Genomic DNA, 18,303 nt, shown 5'->3' with positions numbered 1-18,303 from the left:
CGGCTCCTCAGCGCGGGACGGTCGATTCCCGCACGACCAACCTCGGTTTCAGACACAGGTGTTGGTGCCGGTGTGCCGGGTCGTTCTCGTCCAGGAGGAGCCGCGTCGCGCGCGTGCCCAGGGTGTGGGCGGGCTGGTGGACGGAGGTGAGGGGGACGGTCGCCGCGGCGGCGAACTCGATGTCGTCGTAGCCGACCAGGGCGATCTCCCCGGGCACCCGGACGCCCGCCGTGTGGAGGGACTGGAGCAGGCCGAGGGCGAGGAGGTCGTTGGCGCAGAAGACGGCGGTGGGGCGCCGGGAGAGGCCGAGGAGACGGGCGCCCGCGTCGCGGCCGCCCACCACGTCGAGGCGCTCGCCGGCCACTTCGCGCAGGGCCGAGGGAGGCAGGCCCGCCTCGGCGAGCGCCCGGAGCGCGCCGGTCCTGCGGTCGCGCACCTGGCGCAGGTGCGCGGGCCCGCTGACATACGCGAGGTCGCGGTGCCCCCCGGCGAGCAGGTGCCGTACGGCGAGCGCGCCGCCCGCCACGTCGTCCACGCCCACCGCGCACCCCTCGCCCCCCGCCGCGCACCGGTCGACCACGACGAAGGGGATGCCGTGGCGCCGGAAGTCGCGCAGCGCCGCGGGCCCGGGACCGGTCGGGGCGAGGAGGACACCCCGCACGCGCTGCTCGGCGAAGAGCGCGAGGTAGGAGGACTCCTCGGCCGAACTCCCCGCGCTGTTGCACACCATCACGCCGAGCCCCGCGGCGCGGGCCGCGCGGTCGGCGCCGCGCGCGAGGGCCGCGTAGAAGGGGTTGCCCATGTCGTGCACGAGCAGGGCGAGGATGCGGCTGTGCCCGGCGCGCAACTGCCGCGCGGAGTCCCGGCGTACGTAGCCGAGCCGCTCGATGACCGCGCGCACGTGCCGCCGGGTCGGCGCGGCGACCCGGTCCGGCTGGTTGAGCACGTACGAGACGGTGCCGGTCGAGACCCCGGCGGCGCGGGCCACGTCCTTGATGCCGAGCGGGCGGTCCGGGCGCGCGGGGGCGGGGTCCAGCGGTGCGGGTCCGGGGTCCGGCGGCGGGCGGTGCGTCACGTGCCGTCCTCCCCGTCCCCGTACCGTCGCCGCCGGACCCGTACTGTCGCCCGGCACCCCAACCGTCGCCCGGAGATCCGTACCGTCGCCCCGGGACCCGCGCCCCTCAGAAGTGGTAGTCGCCGATGTTCTTGGCGTCGAAGACGGTCGGCTTGCCGAGGCTCACCACGCCGTCCTCGCCGATCGTGAACGAGCCGAGGTCGCCGGCTTCGAAGGTCTCGCCCTGCTTGCCCGTGATCTGCCCGGACTCCAGCGCGACGGCGGTGTGCGCGGCGAGCGCGCCGAGCTTCGCCGGGTCCCACAGCTCGAAGGCGTCGACCGTGCCGTTCTTGACGTACGCGCGCATGTCGTTGGGGGTGCCGAGCCCGGTGAGCTTGACCTTGCCCTTGTACTTCGAGCCGGAGAGGTACTGCGCCGCCGCCTTGATGCCGACCGTGGTCGGCGAGATGATCCCCTTCAGCCGCGGGTGCTCCTGGAGGAGCCCCTGCGTCTGCTGGAACGACTTCTGGGCGTCGTCGTCCCCGTACACGATCTTGACGAGCTTGATGCCCTTGTACTCCGGCTTCTTCAGCTCGTCCTTCATGAAGTCGATCCACGTGTTCTGGTTCGTCGCCGTCTGGGCCGCCGAGAGGATCGCGATCTCGCCCTTGTCGCCGATCTGCTTCGCCATCTGCTGCACCTGCGTGCGGCCGAGGTCCTCGGCGCTCGCCTGCGAGACGAAGACGTCGCGGCAGCCGGTCCTGGTGTCGGAGTCGTACGTGACGACGCTGACGCCGTTCTTCATGGCCTGCTTGAGCGCGGTGCACAGCGCCCCGGGGTCCTGCGCCGAGACGGCGATGCCGTCGACCTGCTGCTGCGTGAGGGTGTTGACGTAGGAGACCTGCCCGGAGGTGTCGGTGCCGCTGCTGGTGCCGACCTCCTTGTACGTCGAACCGAGCGCGGCGAGCGCCTTCTTGCCGCCGTTGTCGGAGGTCGTGAAGTACGGGTTGTTGACCTGCTTGGGCAGGAAGGCGACCGTGAGGCCCTTCTTCGTGGCGGCGCCCGGGTCGGCCTTCGCCGCCGAACCGGAGGAGGACTCCTCCTTCTCGGTGTCGCTCTTCGTGGTGCCTCCGCAGGCGGTGGCGCCGAGGACGAGGGCCGTCGTCACGGCGAGCGCCGCGGAGAGCCTGCGGGTGCGGGCGGTCATGGACATGAGGCTTCCTTAGGGTCCGTACGGGAGGGGCGGGACGAGCCGGGGGATCAGCCGGTGGCCGGGGCGGCCTGCGTGCGCGCGCGGGCCCTCGCCAGGGCGACCCGGCGCCCGACGCGCGGCGCGAGGACGGAGACGACGAGCAGGACGCCCGTCACGACGATCTGCGACTGCGCCGAGACGTTGAGCAGGCTCATGACGTTCTGGAGCGTCCCGAGCAGGAACACCCCGGCGATCGCGCCGCCGAGGGTGCCCCTGCCGCCGTCGAAGTCGATGCCGCCGAGCAGCACGGCCGCGATGACGGAGAGTTCGAGCCCGGTCGCGTTGTCGTAGCGGGCGCTCGCGTAGTGCAGCGCCCAGAAGACGCCGGTCAGCGCGGAGAGCACGCCGGTCGTCACGAACATCGACAGGCGCAGCCGCTTGACCCGTACCCCCGCGAACCGCGCCGCCTCCTCGTTCGCGCCGATCGCGAAGAGCGACCGGCCCACGCGCGTCGCGTGCAGTACGACGACGGCGAGCACGAGCAGTACGAGAAAGGGCACGGCAGCGTACGGGAGGAAGGTCTCGCCGAAGCGGCCCGCGCCGAAGTCCAGGTACGGGGAGGGGAAGTCGGTGACCGAGTCGGAGCCGAGGACGATCTGCGCGATGCCCCGGTAGGCCGCCATCGTCCCGATCGTCACGGCGAGCGAGGGCAGGCCGAGCCGGGTCACGAGGAGCCCGTTGACGAGCCCGCAGACGACGCCGAGGAGCACGCACAGCGGGATGATCGTCTCGATCGCCATGCCGTGGTTCCACAGCGCGCCCATGACGGCGCCCGAGAGCCCCACCGTCGAGCCGACCGAGAGGTCCACCTCGCCCGAGACGACGAGCATCGTCATCGGCAGCGCGATGAGCGCGATCGGCAGCGTGTTGCCGATGAGGAACGAGAGGTTGAGGGCGTTCCCGAAGTTGTCGACGAAGGAGAAGGAGCACAGCAGCAGGACGACGAGGAGGGCGCCGACGGCGGTGTCCCAGCGCACGGCCCCGGCGAGGCGCGAGGTGTCCGGGCGCGCGGTCCCCGCGGCGGGCCGGGGGCTCGTGATCGGCTCAGGCATGACGGGCACTCCTCTTCCGCCCGGCCTGCTTGCGCAGCACGGCGGCGACGCGCAGGGCCAGGACACGGTCCACGGCGATGGCGAGCAGCAGCAGGACCCCGTTGATCGCGGTGACCCACACCGAGTTGACGCCGATGGCCGGGAGCACGCTGTTGATGGAGGTCAGCAGCAGGGCGCCGAGCGCGGCGCCGTAGACGGTCCCCGCGCCGCCCGTGAAGGCGACACCGCCGACGACGACGGCGCTCACGACGGTGAGTTCGTAGCCGTTGCCCGTCGCCGAGTCCACGTTCCCGAAGCGCGCGAGGTACAGCGCGCCCGCGAGGCCCGCGAGGACGCCGCACAGCACGTACGCGGTCAGGACGCGCCTGCGCACAGCGACGCCCGCCAGCGTCGCGGCCTCGGGGCTCGACCCGAGCGCGTACAGCTCGCGACCGCCGCGGTAGTGGCGCAGCCAGTACCCGACGGCGAGCAGCACCACGAGGGCGAGGACGGCGAGGTACGGGACCGCCCACACGCCGTCGTGCCCGAAGTCGACGAAGCCGTCCGGGAGATCGGCGGCGACGATCTGCCGCGAGCCGACCCACACGGAGTCGATGCCGCGCACGATGTAGAGCGTGCCGAGCGTGACGACGAGCGCGGGGACCTTGCCGAGGCTCACGAGCGCCCCGTTGAGCAGCCCGAAGACGGCGCCGACCGCGACCGCGTACAGCACGGCGATCCAGGGGCTGCCCCCGCCGTGCAGGTAGTCGCCCGCCGCGAAGGCGGAGATGCCGAGCACGGAGCCGACCGAGAGGTCGACGTTGCGGGTGAGGACGACGACTGCCTGCCCCGTCGCGACGAGGACGAGGATCGTCGCGTTGAGCAGGAGGTCCTTGATGCCCTGCTGCGAGAGGAACCCGGTGTGGGAGAGCTGGGTCGCGAGGAGCATGACCACGAGCACGGCGGCGACGGCGAGTTCGCGGGCCTTGAGGACCCGGTCGAGCAGCTTGCGGCCCGGGGCGGACGTGGTGGCGGGGACCGGGGCGGTGGACGCGCTCATGCCGCCCTCCCCGTCGCCGCGGCCATCACGGACTCCTCCGTCGCCTCGGCGCGCGTCAGCTCCGCCGTGAGACGGCCCTCGTGCATCACGAGGACGCGGTCCGCCATGCCGAGGATCTCCGGGAGGTCCGAGGAGATCATCAGCACCGCGACCCCCTCGGCGGCGAGCGAGGACAGCAGACGGTGCACCTCGGCCTTCGTGCCGACGTCGATGCCGCGCGTGGGCTCGTCGACGATGAGCACGCGCGGCGCGGTCGCGAGCCACTTGGCGAGCACGACCTTCTGCTGGTTCCCGCCGGAGAGCGTGCCGACGACGTCCGCGAGGCGCGTGTACTTCACCTGGAGCCGCACGGCCCAGTCCAGCGCGCGGCTGCGCTCCGCCGCGCGGTTCATGAGGCCCGCGCGGCTCGTGTCGGCGAAGCCGGTCAGGCCGATGTTGCGCGCGATGGACATGTCCATCACGAGGCCCTGGGCGCGCCGGTCCTCGGGTACGAGGGCGAGCCCGGCGCGCATCGCGAGGCTCGGCGCACCGGGCGTGAGCCGCCGCCCGAGCACCTCGACCTCGCCGCCGTCGAAGCGGTCGACGCCGAAGACGGCGCGCGCGACCTCGCTGCGCCCCGCCCCGACGAGCCCGGCGAGACCGACGATCTCGCCGCGCCGCACCTCGAAGGAGACGTCCGTGAAGACCCCTTCGCGCGTCAGGCGCCGCACGCCGAGGGCCACGTCGCCGACCTCGGCGTCCTGCTTCGGGTACAGCGCGTCGAGGTCCCGGCCGACCATGGCCCGTACGAGGGCGTCCTCGCTCAGCCCGTCGAGCGGGCTCGTGGAGACGAGGGCGCCGTCGCGCAGCGTCGTGACGCGCTGGCACAGCGCGAAGATCTCCTCCAGGCGGTGCGAGATGAACAGGACCGCCGCGCCCTGCTCGCGCAGAGCCCTGACGACGCCGAAGAGCCGCGCCACCTCGCTGCCGGTGAGCGCGGCCGTCGGCTCGTCCATGATCAGGACGCGCGCGTCGAAGGAGAGCGCCTTGGCGATCTCGACGAGTTGCTGATCGGCGATGGACAGGCCCCGCGCGGGCTGGTCCGGGTCGAGCGGGACGCCGAGGCGCGCGAAGAGCCCGGCGGTCGCCTCCCTGACGGCCCGGTGGTCGACGCGGCCGAGGGCGCGGCGCGGCTGACGGCCCATGAAGATGTTCTCGGCGATCGACAGATCGGGGAAGAGCGTGGGCTCCTGGTAGATGACCGCGACCCCCGCGTCCCGCGCGTCGGCGGGGCCGTGGAACTGGACGGGGGCGCCGTCGAGCAGGACGCGCCCGCTGTCGGCCCGGTGCACACCGGCCAGGGTCTTGATGAGCGTCGACTTGCCCGCGCCGTTCTCGCCGGCGAGGGCGTGCGCCTCGCCCGCGTACAGCCGCAAGGAGACGCCGCGCAGCGCGCGCACCGCGCCGAAGGATTTGGTCACCTCCTCCAGCGCGAGGACCGGAACGGACTCCGGTTCGGGATGCGACATGACGTGTCTCCGTGAGAGGTGCGAAGGGGGGAGCGGCCGTACGGACGCGGAGGTGACGCACGGGAGCGGCAGGGACCGGATCGCCGACAAGCAGCGTGTGAAATGTTTCAGCGAAGTTGCCGGGAAGCTAGCCCGCTCGCGGAGGGGCGGTCAAGGGGTGAGACGTGGGATGTCGGCGCGGGGAGCGTCGGGGGCCTCGCGCGTGCGACTGCCTATTTCTGCGTATGGGGCGATACGGGCGGGCGGAGTGCGGGATTGGTGGTGTGGGGCACGATTGGGTAACGCGCGGGTGGAGGGCTGCCGGTGGAGCGGGGGATGCGTTCCTGGTGGGGGGTGTGAGGGTGGCTGTGTCTATGAATCGATTCATGAAAGGGGGTCGGGGAGCCTTCGCGAGAGGCCGGCTCCCGCCGCTCGACGGGGGATCGCTGGGTGGGTCGCGGATCACCTGCCGGGCGGGGGTGGCGCGGAGCTTGCCGTGTCCCGCCCCGCGACCCGGTCCGGGGTGCCGGTGGGAACGTTCTTCGATCCGCGGGGCAGTGCCCAGGGGACCTCGCGGGGGCGCTTTCTCGGCGGTCGGCGACGCGCCTCCGGGGCATCCCTCCGGCAGAGGGGTTGGCTCAACTCTGCTGCCGGGAGCGGAACATACGATGCCGCGAGCATTGACACCTCTGGTGGGCGGCCGTCACGCTCGACGGTGCTGACAACGTTGTCCGCGTGAGGCCGTCGTCGTCTCGCCGGGAGGTCGTGAGGCCAGGAAGTGGGTGCGTGCGCGTGTTCGGGAGATCCGGCCGTGGACTCGTGGCGATCCTCGCCGCTCTGGTACTGGTCCCGCTCGGCGGGCAGCCCGTCGCGGCCGTGACCGGCGGACCGCCGGACGATTCCCCACCGGCCGGAGGGTACTGGTCCGCCTCGTACGAGCCCGGCACCTCGCGGCCCGCCGGGTTCCCGGCGGCGGGAGCGGCGCGCAACCTGCGGGGCGAGACGGCGGGACCCACCGCGCGGGTAGTGAAGGCGCGTTCGGACCACGCCAACGCCACCAGCGTCGACGAGAACGCCGACAGCCTCTTCGACCAGGACAGCGCGACCAAGTGGTACGCGAGCGGCAGCGGCCGGCCGACGGACGCCCGACCGGTCCACGTGATCTACGAGCTGCGCTCGCCGCAGGCGCTCTCGGGCTACTCCCTCACCTCCGCCAACGACGCCCCGCCGCGTGACCCCGCCGCCTGGACCGTCCTGGGCAGCAACAGCGCCGCCGCCGCCGAGAACGCCGACGACAGCTCGTGGAGCGCGCTCGGCGAGGAGAAGGACCAGCGGTTCGCCGCCCGGGGGCAGAGCAACTTCTACGCGCTGGCCACCACGCGCGCGTACCGCTACTACCAGCTCCGCCTGACGGACACCTGCGCCGACAGGTGCGAGGGCGCGACCGGTGACCGCACCAAGCTCCAGCTCGCGGACTGGACGCCGCGCGGCCTCCCGGACGCCGGGACCTCGCCGCTCGGCGTCGCGGTCGAGAACGCCGACGCGGGCGGAGCCGCCGACGGCTCGTACGCGCTGCGGTACGCGGCGCAGGTCCCGAAGTCCGGCCCGGCGCGGTCCTCCGTGGTGCTGCGGTCCGGCCTCGACGTGCCCCTCGGCGAGGGCGCGACGCTGAGCTACGCGGTCCGGCCGCAGGACGCCGCCTCCGCGCACGTGAGCGTCGACGTCGTCCACACCGCCGCGAAAGGACGCCACCCCCGCGTCCGCACCACCCGCCCGGCCGGTAAGCGCGAGGAGGCGGCGGCCCCCGGCGGGTGGCGTACCGTCTCCGTCGGCCTCGGCGCCCTCGCCGGGAGGCGCATCACCGAGGTCAGGCTGCGCTACGACGATCCGGCGGCGAAGGCCGGTTCCCGGATCTCCGGCTGGATCGACGACATCAAGCTCGGCAAGCCCCTCCTCGACGCGTCCACCACTTGGACCTATCTCGACGCGCCGGGCGTCGACCCGGCGGCCGGGGACGCGGACCGCACGGCCTGGACCCGCCCCGGTTCCCCGCCGCGGGGGGTCCCGTGGAAGACGGCCGCCGGTCCCTTCGGCGTCAAGAACCAGGGCACCGACCTCGGCCCGGACTTCCCCGTGCGCACCCGGCTGAACCTGCACAAGGACGGTTCCACGGGCGACACCGTCGAGGCGTACTTCTTCCGCACCGACTTCACCATGGACCGAGCGACGATCGACGCGAGCGGCGGGCTCGTCGGCACCGTCGTCCACGACGACACGGTGACGGTCTACCTCAACGGCCGGCGCCTCGCGGGACGCAACGACGGGGCGATCACGAAGAACCTCCAGTACCAGACCCCCGAGGGCACCTCAGGGCAGGGCGACCCTCTCCGCACCGCCTTCGTCGTCCCCGCCTCCGCCCTCCGCGCGGGCACCAACACGCTCGCCGTGGAGGTGCACCAGTGCGACCGCACCAGCTCCGACGCCTACTTCCGCCTCGAATCGCTGGTACCGGCCCAGGGTTCACTGCCCTTCACCGACGAGCAGCTCAGCACCGTCCACGACTCCGACCGGCTGCCCGCCGCTCCCGACGGCGGCGACTACTTCACGTGGCTCCTGCGCTCGTTCACCGAGGCGCGCGACACCCCGTCCCTCATGGGAGAGAACCAGGCCCTGCCCGCGGGGACGCGCTACGACGAGCTGACCGCGCTGAACGACCGGACGGTCGTCGACATCAACAACGCGCCCGCCGACGCCACCGACCCCGAGGTGCACGAGGCACTGATCGACGGCAGGAGCAGCCCCTACCGGACGATGGCCGACGGCCTGGGCGCCCGGCTCGGCACGCTCTACGCGCAGGCGCTGAAGAACGGCGAACTGCCGCGTACCGAAGCGCTGTTGTCCGGACGTGTCGAACACACCCCGGGCTCCTCGGCGGACTGGTACCAGACGGCCAAGAACACCTACCAGTACAAACGCCCCTTCGTCCGCATGGGCTTCACCGATGAGGACGGTCTCATCAAGCCGTGGGACAGTCGCGGTGGCTACGACGGCCTGGCGAAGGACGGCTCCTTCCCCAGCGGGCACACGAGCCACGGCTACGCGCAGGGCATCGTGCTGGCCACCCTTCTGCCCGAACTCGCCCCGCAGATCCTCGCCCGCGCCTCCGAGTACGGGGAGCACCGCATCCTGCTCGCCTTCCACTACCCGACCGACATCATGGGCGGCCGGATCGTGGGGGAGCGGACCGCGCAGGGCCGCTGGTCCGACCCCGGGTTCCGCACCCTGCTGGAACAGGCCCAGGACGAACTGCGGGCCGTGCTCGCGCGGAAGTGCCGCGAGTCGGGAGCCGGTGACACCCTCGCGCGGTGCATCGCGCACGACCGTCCCTACCTGCCCACGGACGAGGCGCTGGACGTCTACACCCACCGGCTGACCTACGGCTTCCCCCGGATCGGGACGAAGGACCTGCCCCCGGCCGTGCCCGCGGGTGCCGAGGACCTCCTGCGCACGGCCCTGCCGAAGCTGTCCGCCGCGCAGCGCCGCACCGTCCTGGCCGCGACCCAGCTCCCCTCGGGGTACGCCCTCGACGAGGACGGAGCGCCGGGAAGCTGGCAGCGGCTGAACCTCGCGGCGGCGATGACCGCGAAGGTCGCCGCGCACCGGGACGGGACCCTCACCGTCAACGGCGTCCACGTCGACCGGGAGGGCGTGCCGACGCACTGACGAGCGAGGGGACGAGCACCCCCACGCGACTGGGCGCCGCCCGGGGGAGGCCGAGCGCCACCCCGGGCGGCGCCCGTCTCGTACTCCGGCCGGGCGCCGCCCGTCTCTTGTTCCTGCCCCGCCGCGCCCGCCGCGCGAGTGGGTACCGCGAGGGCGGAGGCTTCCCCGACGCGGTCCCTCCATGGCAGCGCGGCCTCGTCGGCGGGAGGGCCGATGAGCCGAGCACACCGACCGCCACGCGTACGCGCTTCCTGGCCCCTACCGGCAGCGGCCGGGGTCTCCTGTCTCTGACCCACGGCGCAAATCAGCGACAGAGCTCGCAGCGGTCAGGCGCTCGTCAGTGCCTCTGCCTCTTCGTCGTGTTCGCGCCGCGCTCGCATGACGGTGGCCGGTGAGGAGTGCTGCCCTTCTCCGTGCCCGTGATGACGAGCCGCTTGGCGATGTCGCGCAGGCTCATGTCCTTCTCGTCGCGCAGGCGGAGGGCCATGGAGGGCATGCCGCCGGTGTCGCGCGGGCCCTTCAGCTGTCCGGGAAGGAATTTGCAGCCGACGTCGCTGCCCTTCCTGGGCGGACATGGCGAGAGCGATGCCGAGGCCGCGCCGTTTGTGCTCGTGGACGGCGAGGGGTGACGTGCACGCCGGAGGAAAGGATCTCCCCGGCGACTCTGACGGCCGCCTCCGAGTGTGGGCGGATGGCGGCACGGGCGGGGACTCTCTCCGAAACCCGGGTCACCCCGGCCTCGGCGGTGGGGTGCGTCCAGGTACTGCCGGGCAGCCGAGGCACGGGCGTACCCGAGTCGGACCTCTCCGACCGTCTCGGCACCGGTGCTCGCGGGCCCGGGGCGCCTCGCGCTCGCGCTTCGGCTCTCCGGCACCAGCACCGGGGCGCTTGCTGGACTCCGGGAGGGCCCGCCGCACCGGCGTGGCCCGACAGGAAGAGGACTCCGGGGTGGACGACCTCGACCCATGTGACGACGCGGCGCAGCAGTTGACCGCGGCCAGGAACCGTACTGCAGCAGCGCGCGTCTCCCGCACCATGATCCCAAGCGAGCGCCAGGAGCACTCGATTTCCACCAAGCTGGTCTCGCCGTCCGCAGTGAGTGTGGATCCGTCGAAGGCCAACGACTACGACGGCTTCGCTGAGGCGTACGCGGCCGCAAACGAAACCAATCTGGTCAATGCCTACTACGAACGGCCCGCGATGCTGGCCCTCGCTGGAGACGTGACCGGCCGGCGGATCCTCGACGCCGGTTGCGGCTCGGGGGCCCTGTCTGCCGCGCTGCGCGACCGTGGCGCCGATGTCAGTGGCTTCGACACGAGTGCCGGGCTGCTGGAGCTGGCCCGGCAGCGGCTCGGCGACGCTGCGGACCTGCAGGTGGCGGACCTGGGCGGCCCGCTTCCTTACGCTGATGACACGTTCGACGATGTGACGGCGTCCCTGGTGCTGCACTACCTGGAGGACTGGGGACCGGCGCTGGCCGAGCTGCGACGCGTACTCAGGCCCGGGGGTCGGCTGATCGCGTCTGTCGACCATCCGTTTGCCATCAATCTCATCCACCGTGAGGCCGGTCGCGAGGCCGAGTGCACATACTTCGACACCACGAGGTGGACCGTGGAGTGGACCATCGGCGGCCAGACCGCCCTGGTGAGCAGATGGCACAGGCCGCTGCACGCGATGATCGAGGCTTTCCTCGGGGCCGGTTTCCGGATAACGGTCATCAGCGAGCCTGATCCCGATCCCGCCGCCCGCGAGATGTTCCCCGAGGCCATCGCGGCCGAGCCACGATTCCTCTGCTTCCTTTTCTTCGTCCTGCAGGCCGAGTAGCAACCAGAACGACGTGACCGCTGGGGAGCGGTCAGCTGATCTCGTCGTCGGCCGCTTTCTCGTCGGTGTCCGGATCAGGCACCGGGCGCGGCCGGGCCGTCGGCGGGCGGGTGAGGGCGTAGCGGCCGAGGAAGTCCGACGCGACCTCCGACGAGAGCTGACCTGCGACGAGCTCCGGGCCGCCGAGGCCAAGAACAAGAAGGGCGGGCACCGCCCAGCCGTCCCGGCCGACAAGATCGACACCGTCCGCACCGCCTGGCGGGCCACGGTGGCGGGGTGGTGCGGGCGACCGGTCTCCCGCAGGGCCCGGAGGGTGTCGTTATAGGTCGAGCGGACAGCACGAAGCCGAGCCGGTCGGAGCGGACTTGTTCGCGACCGGTTCCCAGTCCCTGCCTACCGGTGTGTAGCACGCCACCACGTTCTCGGAGCACCGTTCCCGACACGTGCACGCCCTCCTTCGCCGACAACACGTCCGCCTCACGAGGTGGCCGACCGCGAAGCAACGGGCCCGGACAAGCGAAGCGACGGCTGCTTTTCACCGTGGGTCAGAAAGAGGAGACCGGGGCCCACAGGGGGCCCGAGCCCTCCACGACGGTACGAGACGGCGCTCGGGGCCGCCCCGGCGTACCGGACTCATCCCGGATCGTTTGCCCTTGACGACGCCCCCGCCACCTGCGCGAACGGCGTGAGCCGTGAGGCGCCGTCGCGTTGGCGCGAGCCGCCCCGGCCGACGCGTGCCCGGCCCCGCCTCTTGTGCCGTTCCCTCCGTCCGGCTTCGTTTGCCGCTCCACCCCTCGGGTACTCGCGCCGAACCCCGGCAATCGATCAATACAGGAGCATTTATGAGCGAAACGCGCGGAAACAAGAGCCTCAACGTCTTCGTCGTCGGGCTCGACGACGACAACCTCGAAACGCTCCGCGAAGTTCCCGGCGCCGACGCGCTGACCTTCCGTCCGCTCCTCACGGTCGCCGAGCTCCAGGAGGGCGAGATCGACTTCGACGGTCTGCTCGCCAAGGCGCGCGCCACGCTCGACGCGTTCGACGGGAGCGTGGACGCCGTGGTCGGGTACTGGGACTTCCCGGTGAGCGCCCTCGTACCGCTGCTGTGCGCCGAGCGCGGCCTGCAGGCGACGAGTGTCGAGTCCATCGTGCGGTGCGAGCACAAGTACTGGAGCCGGCTCATCCAGCGCGAGGCCGCGCCCGAGGCCGTGCCCGGGTTCGGGCTCGTGGACCTCGACGAGACCGAGCCGCGCCCGCCCGAGGGCGTGTCCTTCCCGATGTGGCTCAAGCCCGTGAAGTCGTACTCGTCGGAGCTGGCCTTCGGGGTCAAGGACGAGGCGGAGTTCCGCAAGGCCGTGGCGGAGATACGGGCCGGGATCGGCCGCGTCGGCGGGCCGTTCACGCGGCTCATGGACGGCATCGACCTGCCGCCGGAGATCGCCGAGGCGGGCGGTGCCGCGTGTCTCGCCGAGGAGGCGCTGACGGGGGTGCAGTTCGCGGTCGAGGGGTACGTGCACGACGGCGAGGTCGTCGTCTACGGGGTGCTCGACTCGCACACGTACCCCAACAGCGCCTGCTTCCTGCGCCACCAGTACCCGGCGGACCTGCCGGAGGAGACGACGCGACGCGTCGTGGACATCTCGCGGCGCGTCATGGAGCGGACCGGGCTCGACGCGGCGACGTTCAGCATCGAGTTCTTCTACGACCCCGAGACCGGCGACGTGAAGATCCTGGAGATCAACCCGCGCCACTCGCAGTCGCACGCCGAGATGTTCGCGCACGTCGACGGTGTCCCGAACCACCACCGCATGCTGAGCCTCGCCCTCGGCCGCGACCCGCGCGTGGCGCAGGGGCACGGGCAGTACGAGTACGGCGCGAAGTGGTACTACCGCCGTTTCCGCGACGGCATCGTGGACCGCGTACCGACCGCCGGGGAGATCGCGGAGATCGAGCGCGAGGTGCCGGGCGTGAAGGTCGTGATCGTGCCGGACGAGGGCGTACGGCTCTCCGAGATGCCGGGGCAGGACAGTTACTCCTCCGAGCTGGCGCACCTGTACGTCGGGGCCGACAGCGACAAGGAGCTGGAGGCCAAGTACGACCGTGCGGTACGGGGGCTGCGCTTCGAGATCCAGGACGTCTGAGGCGACCGCGTCGCCGCGTCACCGCCGAAGAGCCCCGTACCGGAAAGGACTTATGCGTTACGTCAGCCAACTCCCGCACCCCGTGAAGGAAGAGGAGCACGTCCTCGTCACGATGCCGGACGGCGTCCGGCTCTCGGCGCACGTGTGGCGGCCCGTCTCGTCCGACACGGAGCCCGTGCCCGCCGTCCTCGAGGCGATCCCGTACCGCAAGCGGGACTTGAGCTCGGTGCGCGACTCGATGCACCACCCCTACCTCGCCGGGCACGGCTACGCCTGCGTGCGGCTCGACCTGCGCGGTACGGGGGACTCCGAGGGCGTACTCCTCGACGAGTACCTGGAGCAGGAGCAGCGCGACACCGAGGAGGTGCTCGCCTGGCTCGCCGAGCAGCCGTGGTGCGACGGCGCGACCGGCATGATGGGCATCTCCTGGGGCGCCTTCGCCGCGCTCCAGACCGCCGCCCGCCGCCCGCCGAGCCTGCGCGCCGTCGTCCTCGCCTCCTTCACCGACGACCGCTACGACGACGACATGCACTACATGGGCGGCGCCATGCTCTCGGACAACCTCGCCGAGGCGGGCACGATGTTCGCCTACGCGACGTGCCCGCCCGACCCGGCGGTCGTCGGGGAGCGGTGGCGCGACATGTGGCACGAGCGCCTCGCGGCGAGCGGCCCGTGGGTCGTCGAGTGGCTGCGCCACCAGCGCCGCGACGCGTACTGGCGGCACGCCTCGGTGTGCGAGGACTACGGCGCCGTACGGGTGCCCGTGCTCGCCTCCAGCGGCTGGGCGGACGGCTACTCGAACGCCGTCACCCGACTCCTCGAACACCTCGACGTGCCCCGCAAGGGCCTCATCGGGCCGTGGTCGCACAAGTTCCCGCACCTCGGCGAGCCCGGCCCGGCGATCGGCTACCTCCAGGAGGTCGTGCGCTGGTGGGACCACTGGCTCAAGGGCGAGGAGAACGGCGTCATGGACGGGCCGATGCTGAAGTCCTGGATGCAGGAGAGCGTCCCGCCGTCGACGGCCTACGAGGAGCGGCCCGGCCGCTGGGTCGGCGAGCCGAGCCTGCCCTCCCCCCAAGTGCGGTCGCGCGTGCACCCGTTGACGGCACACCGCATCGAGGAGCCGGGCGCCCCGGACGGGGGGCCCGACGAATGGCTCACCGTCTCCTCGCCGCTCTCGGTCGGCCAGTACGCGGGCAAGTGGGCCTCGTACAACGCGCCGCCTGACCTGCCCTACGACCAGCGCGAGGAGGACGGCGGCTCGCTCGTCTTCGACAGCGGCGTCCTCGCGGAGCGCCTGGAGATCCTGGGGGCGCCGACCGTCGAGCTGGAGTTCACCGTGGACCGGCCCGTCGCCCAGGTGGCGGCGCGGCTCTCGGACGTGGCACCCGGTGGTGCGTCGACGCGGGTCTCGTACGGCATCCTCAACCTCACCCGCCGCGACGGGAGCGAGGCCCCCGAGCCCCTGGAACCGGGCCGCACGTACCGTGCCACGGTCCGGCTCAACGGCATCGCGCAGGCATTCCCGGCCGGTCACCGCCTGCGCCTGTCCCTCTCCACCTCCTACTGGCCGCTCGCCTGGCCCCCGCCCGAGCCGGTCATGCTCGCGGTGCGGGCGCGCACGAGCACCCTGACGCTCCCGGTCCGCCCGGTCCCGGCGCCTGACGAGGGCATCTCCTTCGGCGAGCCGGAGGCGGCGCGCCCCCTCGCGACCGAGCAGCGCGTCCCGCCCGAGCAGTCCTGGCGCGTCTCGCGCGACCTCGTCGACTACCACGGGTCCCTCGACATCGTGAAGGACAGCGGCACGACGCACTACTCCGCCATCGACCTGGACGTCGGCCGCCGGGCCGTCGAGCGCTACGACTGGAGCGCCGACGACTTCACCTCGCCGCGCGGCCACTCCGCCTGGACGATGCGCTTCTCGCGCGGCGACTGGGACACCCGCACCGAGACGACCACCACCCTCACGTGCGACGCGGACCACTTCCACGTCCACGCGACGCTCGACGCCTTCGAGGGCGGGGAGCGGGTGTTCTCGCGGAACTGGAGCGAACGGGTGGGGCGGGACCTGGTGTGAGGGGCGGTGTGAGACCTCACCCGATCTCCACCACCCGGGCCCAGGCCGGGGGGCCCGTGGGGGTGTAGGTGTCGTCGTCCTCGTCGTAGGCGGTCTCGCGGGGGAAGAGGCCGATGATCGTGCGACAGGGTGGGCGGGCGGCGGGCCAGGGGGTCTGGCCGTCGGTGAGGACGACGAGGGTGTCGGGGCGGGTGGCGAGGGCGCGGGGGAAGGCGGTCCGCAGGTCGGTGCCTCCGCCGCCCGTGAGGGGGAGGTCGGCCGCCGCGCACAGGGTGGTGGCGCGGGACGCCGCCGCGTCGCAGGAGATGACCTTGACCAGGTCGCGGCGCCCGCCCAACGCCCGTGCGATCGCCGCCAGTTCGAGTAAGGCTGAGCCGAGTTCCGCGTCGCTCACCGAGCCCGAGGTGTCGATCACCACCGTGACGCGCGGCGGCGTGCGGCGCAGGCTCGGCAGGACCGCTTCCGGGAGCGCCGCCGCGCGGCGGGGCGGGCGGCCGTAGCGGTAGTCGGAGCCCTGGCCCGCCGCCGTGGCCGCGGACCGCACCGCCGCGCCGAGCAACCGCTGCCACGGCTGCGGCGGGTGGACGACCCGCTCCGCCCAGCGCTGCCAGCCCGCCGGGGCGCTGCCCGGTGCGCCCTTGAGCGCGCGGGCCACACGGAAGCGCACCGCGTCCCTGTCCCGGCGGCCCAGCGCGTCAGTTCCGTCCGGGCCCAGGTCCCAGCGTCGCGGCAGACCGTCCGCGCCGCTGCCGCACTCCAGCCACGCGAGGTGCGCGGTGCCCGGCCCGAGGCGGAACCGGCGCAGGTAGTCCTCCATCAACGCGCCCGATTCGAGATGGAGATGGGCAGGCTGTACGGCTCCGCGCGGTGCGGCGAGCCCGTCCCCGTAGACGTCGTCGTTGATCTCGCAGTCCGCGGCGATGTTCACCCGCAGCCGCTCCCCCGGACCGTCCGCGCCGTGCAGCGCCACGTACCGCTCGCCGCGGTCGTGGTGCTCGCGCAGCAGGTGCGAGACCTCGTGCACCCACACCCCCGCGAGTTCGGCGAGCGGCGTGCGCGCGAGGAAGACGGCGTTCACGTACAGCCGCCAGTACGGGTCCACCGCCATCGTCGGCACGCGCGCCGAGGGGACGGGGGACAGCGCGAAGAGCGCGGTCGCGAGGTAGGGGCGGTGGCGGACGGCCAGGAGCCGGGCGGCGTAGAGCTTGTCGGTGTCGAGGGGGGTGGAGGGCGCGGCGGACGGTACGGGAACGGCGCGCGGTGGTATGGGCGCGGAGCGCGGTGGTACGGCGGTGCGCGGCGGTATGGCGGAGGGCGTGTCCCTTCGTGTCATCGCCACGTCTCCGCCCGTTCCCGCTCCGCCGTGCGCCGAGTCTCCTCGTCCGCCTCCGCTCCCGCGCGCGCCACGCGGTGCGAGAGCGCGACGACCCCGGAGAGCCCTTCGATCGCCGGGGGTGCCGGCCAGTCCGGGCGGCGCAGCGCGGCGAGCGTGCTCGCCGGGGTCACGAGCAGGTCGGGGGCCCCGGTACGCGCGGCATGGGCGAGGAGTTCCCAGGCGGCCTGCCATCTCCCTTGCTCAGGGCGGGCGTTGACCGCCGCGACCACCGCGTCCAGCGCCGCCTGCCTGCGATCGCCGCGCTCCGGCAGCACCGCGTGCGCGGGGTCGGCGAGCAGGTCCTCCGGGTCGGGTAGCTCCATGCGGTCCAGGTGCGCGAGGAACTCGTACCCCGGTCCGTCCCCGACCGCGCCGCGCACCAGGAGCGCGAGGACGTCCCGCCCGGCCCCCGCCGCCGAGGCGAAGGCGGTGAGCCGCAGCGCCATGTCCCAACTGCGGGGCGAGGGCCACGCGTTGCCCCGCACGGTCTCGGTGGAGGGGAGCCGGTGGACGAGGGTGGGGCGGGCGGTGAGGAAGCCGCACACCGCCTGCCGCGCGTACGCGACGGCCTCGGTGAGCCGCCCCGCGTCGAGCGCGGGCAGCGCGGCCACCGGCCATGTACCGCCGAGCCCCCGCACGACCACGCGCGGGTCGTGGCGCCACGTGAGGTGCACGAAGCGGTTGGCGAGCGGCGGGCTCAGCTCCCAGCCGTCGGCGGCCGATGCGGGCGGGTTCGCGGCGGCGACGATACGGACCGCCGGCGGCAACCGCAGCGCGCCGACGCGCCGTTCGAGCACGAGCCGCAGGAGCGCGGCCTGCACCGCCGGGGGAGCGGTGGACAACTCGTCGAGGAAGAGCAGCCCGCGACCGGCGCGCACGAGCCGCACCGCCCAGTCCGGCGGGGCCATCGGGATGCCCTCGCTCGCCGGGTCGGGACCGATGACGGGCAGCCCCGAGAAGTCGGACGGCTCGTGGACGCTCGCGATGACCGTGGTGAGCGGGAGATCGAGGCTTTCGGCGAGCTGCGTGAGCGCGGCGGTCTTGCCGATGCCCGGCTCGCCCCACAGCAGGACCGGCAGGTCGGCGGCCACGGCGAGCGTGAGGGCTTCGAGGTCGTCGTTCGGGCGGGGCTCGGTGGTGGTGTCGGCGAGGAGGCCGAGGAGCGCGGTCGCGGTGTCGAGAGGGGAGGGGGCGGGAGCGGTGGCCGGGGAAGGGGGCGCGTCGGGTGTCCGGGCGCGGGTGGCGGCAGCGGTTCGTGGCATGGGGCATCACCTGAGGG

At 72.9% G+C, this 18,303-nt stretch carries 13 protein-coding genes; 4 read left to right on the top strand and 9 right to left on the bottom strand.

Annotated elements, in window-relative coordinates; genetic code table 11:
- Positions 1-7 precede the first annotated feature (7 nt).
- From STTU_RS06815 to STTU_RS06795, 5 genes are all read right to left on the bottom strand, one after another.
- Positions 8-1,036, bottom strand: coding sequence for a LacI family DNA-binding transcriptional regulator (locus tag STTU_RS06815; protein ID WP_043257157.1), 1,029 nt, complete (start codon positions 1,034-1,036; stop codon positions 8-10).
- A 145-nt stretch (positions 1,037-1,181) separates the two neighbouring features.
- A complete protein-coding gene (rhaS, locus tag STTU_RS06810; RefSeq protein WP_420713570.1) occupies positions 1,182-2,261 on the bottom strand; it encodes a rhamnose ABC transporter substrate-binding protein in 1,080 nt (359 codons plus the stop codon).
- Positions 2,262-2,314: 53 nt separating this feature from the next.
- The gene (locus STTU_RS06805) at positions 2,315-3,358 is read right to left on the bottom strand and encodes an ABC transporter permease (RefSeq protein ID WP_043254412.1); all 1,044 of its coding nucleotides are present in this window, start codon (positions 3,356-3,358) and stop codon (positions 2,315-2,317) included.
- Entirely contained in the window at positions 3,351-4,397 is a 1,047-nt protein-coding gene (locus STTU_RS06800; RefSeq protein WP_043254410.1) for an ABC transporter permease, read from the bottom strand. The genes STTU_RS06805 and STTU_RS06800 overlap by 8 nt, the downstream gene beginning before the upstream one ends.
- Positions 4,394-5,905 (bottom strand): sugar ABC transporter ATP-binding protein, encoded by a 1,512-nt coding sequence (locus STTU_RS06795; RefSeq protein ID WP_043254408.1) that lies wholly within the window; start codon positions 5,903-5,905, stop codon positions 4,394-4,396. Before STTU_RS06795 ends, STTU_RS06800 begins: the two co-directional genes overlap by 4 nt.
- A 798-nt stretch (positions 5,906-6,703) precedes the next feature.
- Here STTU_RS06795 and STTU_RS06785 point away from each other — a divergent pair.
- On the top strand, positions 6,704-9,607 hold the full coding sequence (locus STTU_RS06785; RefSeq protein WP_007821114.1) for an acid phosphatase: 2,904 nt from the start codon (positions 6,704-6,706) through the stop codon (positions 9,605-9,607).
- Between the two features lie 337 nt (positions 9,608-9,944).
- On the opposite strand, the gene STTU_RS34870 is transcribed toward STTU_RS06785, so the two are convergent.
- Positions 9,945-10,103 (bottom strand): hypothetical protein, encoded by a 159-nt coding sequence (locus STTU_RS34870; RefSeq protein ID WP_199785001.1) that lies wholly within the window; start codon positions 10,101-10,103, stop codon positions 9,945-9,947.
- Positions 10,104-10,642: 539 nt separating this feature from the next.
- Between STTU_RS34870 and STTU_RS06775 the strand changes: the two genes are divergently transcribed.
- Positions 10,643-11,431 (top strand): class I SAM-dependent methyltransferase, encoded by a 789-nt coding sequence (locus tag STTU_RS06775; RefSeq protein ID WP_199785061.1) that lies wholly within the window; start codon positions 10,643-10,645, stop codon positions 11,429-11,431.
- A gap of 31 nt (positions 11,432-11,462) precedes the next feature.
- On the opposite strand, the gene STTU_RS06770 is transcribed toward STTU_RS06775, so the two are convergent.
- Complete coding sequence (locus STTU_RS06770; RefSeq protein WP_043254402.1) at positions 11,463-11,642, bottom strand: hypothetical protein; 180 nt, start codon at positions 11,640-11,642, stop codon at positions 11,463-11,465.
- A 631-nt stretch (positions 11,643-12,273) separates the two neighbouring features.
- Between STTU_RS06770 and STTU_RS06765 the strand changes: the two genes are divergently transcribed.
- Together STTU_RS06765 and STTU_RS06760 are read left to right on the top strand one after the other, a co-directional pair.
- Entirely contained in the window at positions 12,274-13,572 is a 1,299-nt protein-coding gene (locus tag STTU_RS06765) for an ATP-grasp domain-containing protein (RefSeq protein WP_007821102.1), read from the top strand.
- 52 nt (positions 13,573-13,624) lie between these two features.
- Complete coding sequence (locus tag STTU_RS06760) at positions 13,625-15,649, top strand: CocE/NonD family hydrolase (protein WP_007821100.1); 2,025 nt, start codon at positions 13,625-13,627, stop codon at positions 15,647-15,649.
- A 16-nt stretch (positions 15,650-15,665) separates the two neighbouring features.
- Here STTU_RS06760 and STTU_RS06755 read toward each other — a convergent pair whose 3' ends face one another.
- Together STTU_RS06755 and STTU_RS06750 are read right to left on the bottom strand one after the other, a co-directional pair.
- The gene (locus tag STTU_RS06755) at positions 15,666-16,982 is read right to left on the bottom strand and encodes a DUF2201 family putative metallopeptidase (protein ID WP_078518936.1); all 1,317 of its coding nucleotides are present in this window, start codon (positions 16,980-16,982) and stop codon (positions 15,666-15,668) included.
- The gene (locus STTU_RS06750; protein WP_007821098.1) at positions 16,979-18,286 is read right to left on the bottom strand and encodes an AAA family ATPase; all 1,308 of its coding nucleotides are present in this window, start codon (positions 18,284-18,286) and stop codon (positions 16,979-16,981) included. Before STTU_RS06750 ends, STTU_RS06755 begins: the two co-directional genes overlap by 4 nt.
- Positions 18,287-18,303: the final 17 nt, after the last annotated feature.

It is taken from the genome of Streptomyces sp. Tu6071, assembly GCF_000213055.1.
GTDB classification, from domain to species: Bacteria; Actinomycetota; Actinomycetes; order Streptomycetales; family Streptomycetaceae; genus Streptomyces; species Streptomyces evansiae.
The sequence above is the reverse complement of the archived record's forward strand: the minus strand, read 5'-3'. Positions and strand labels throughout refer to the sequence as shown.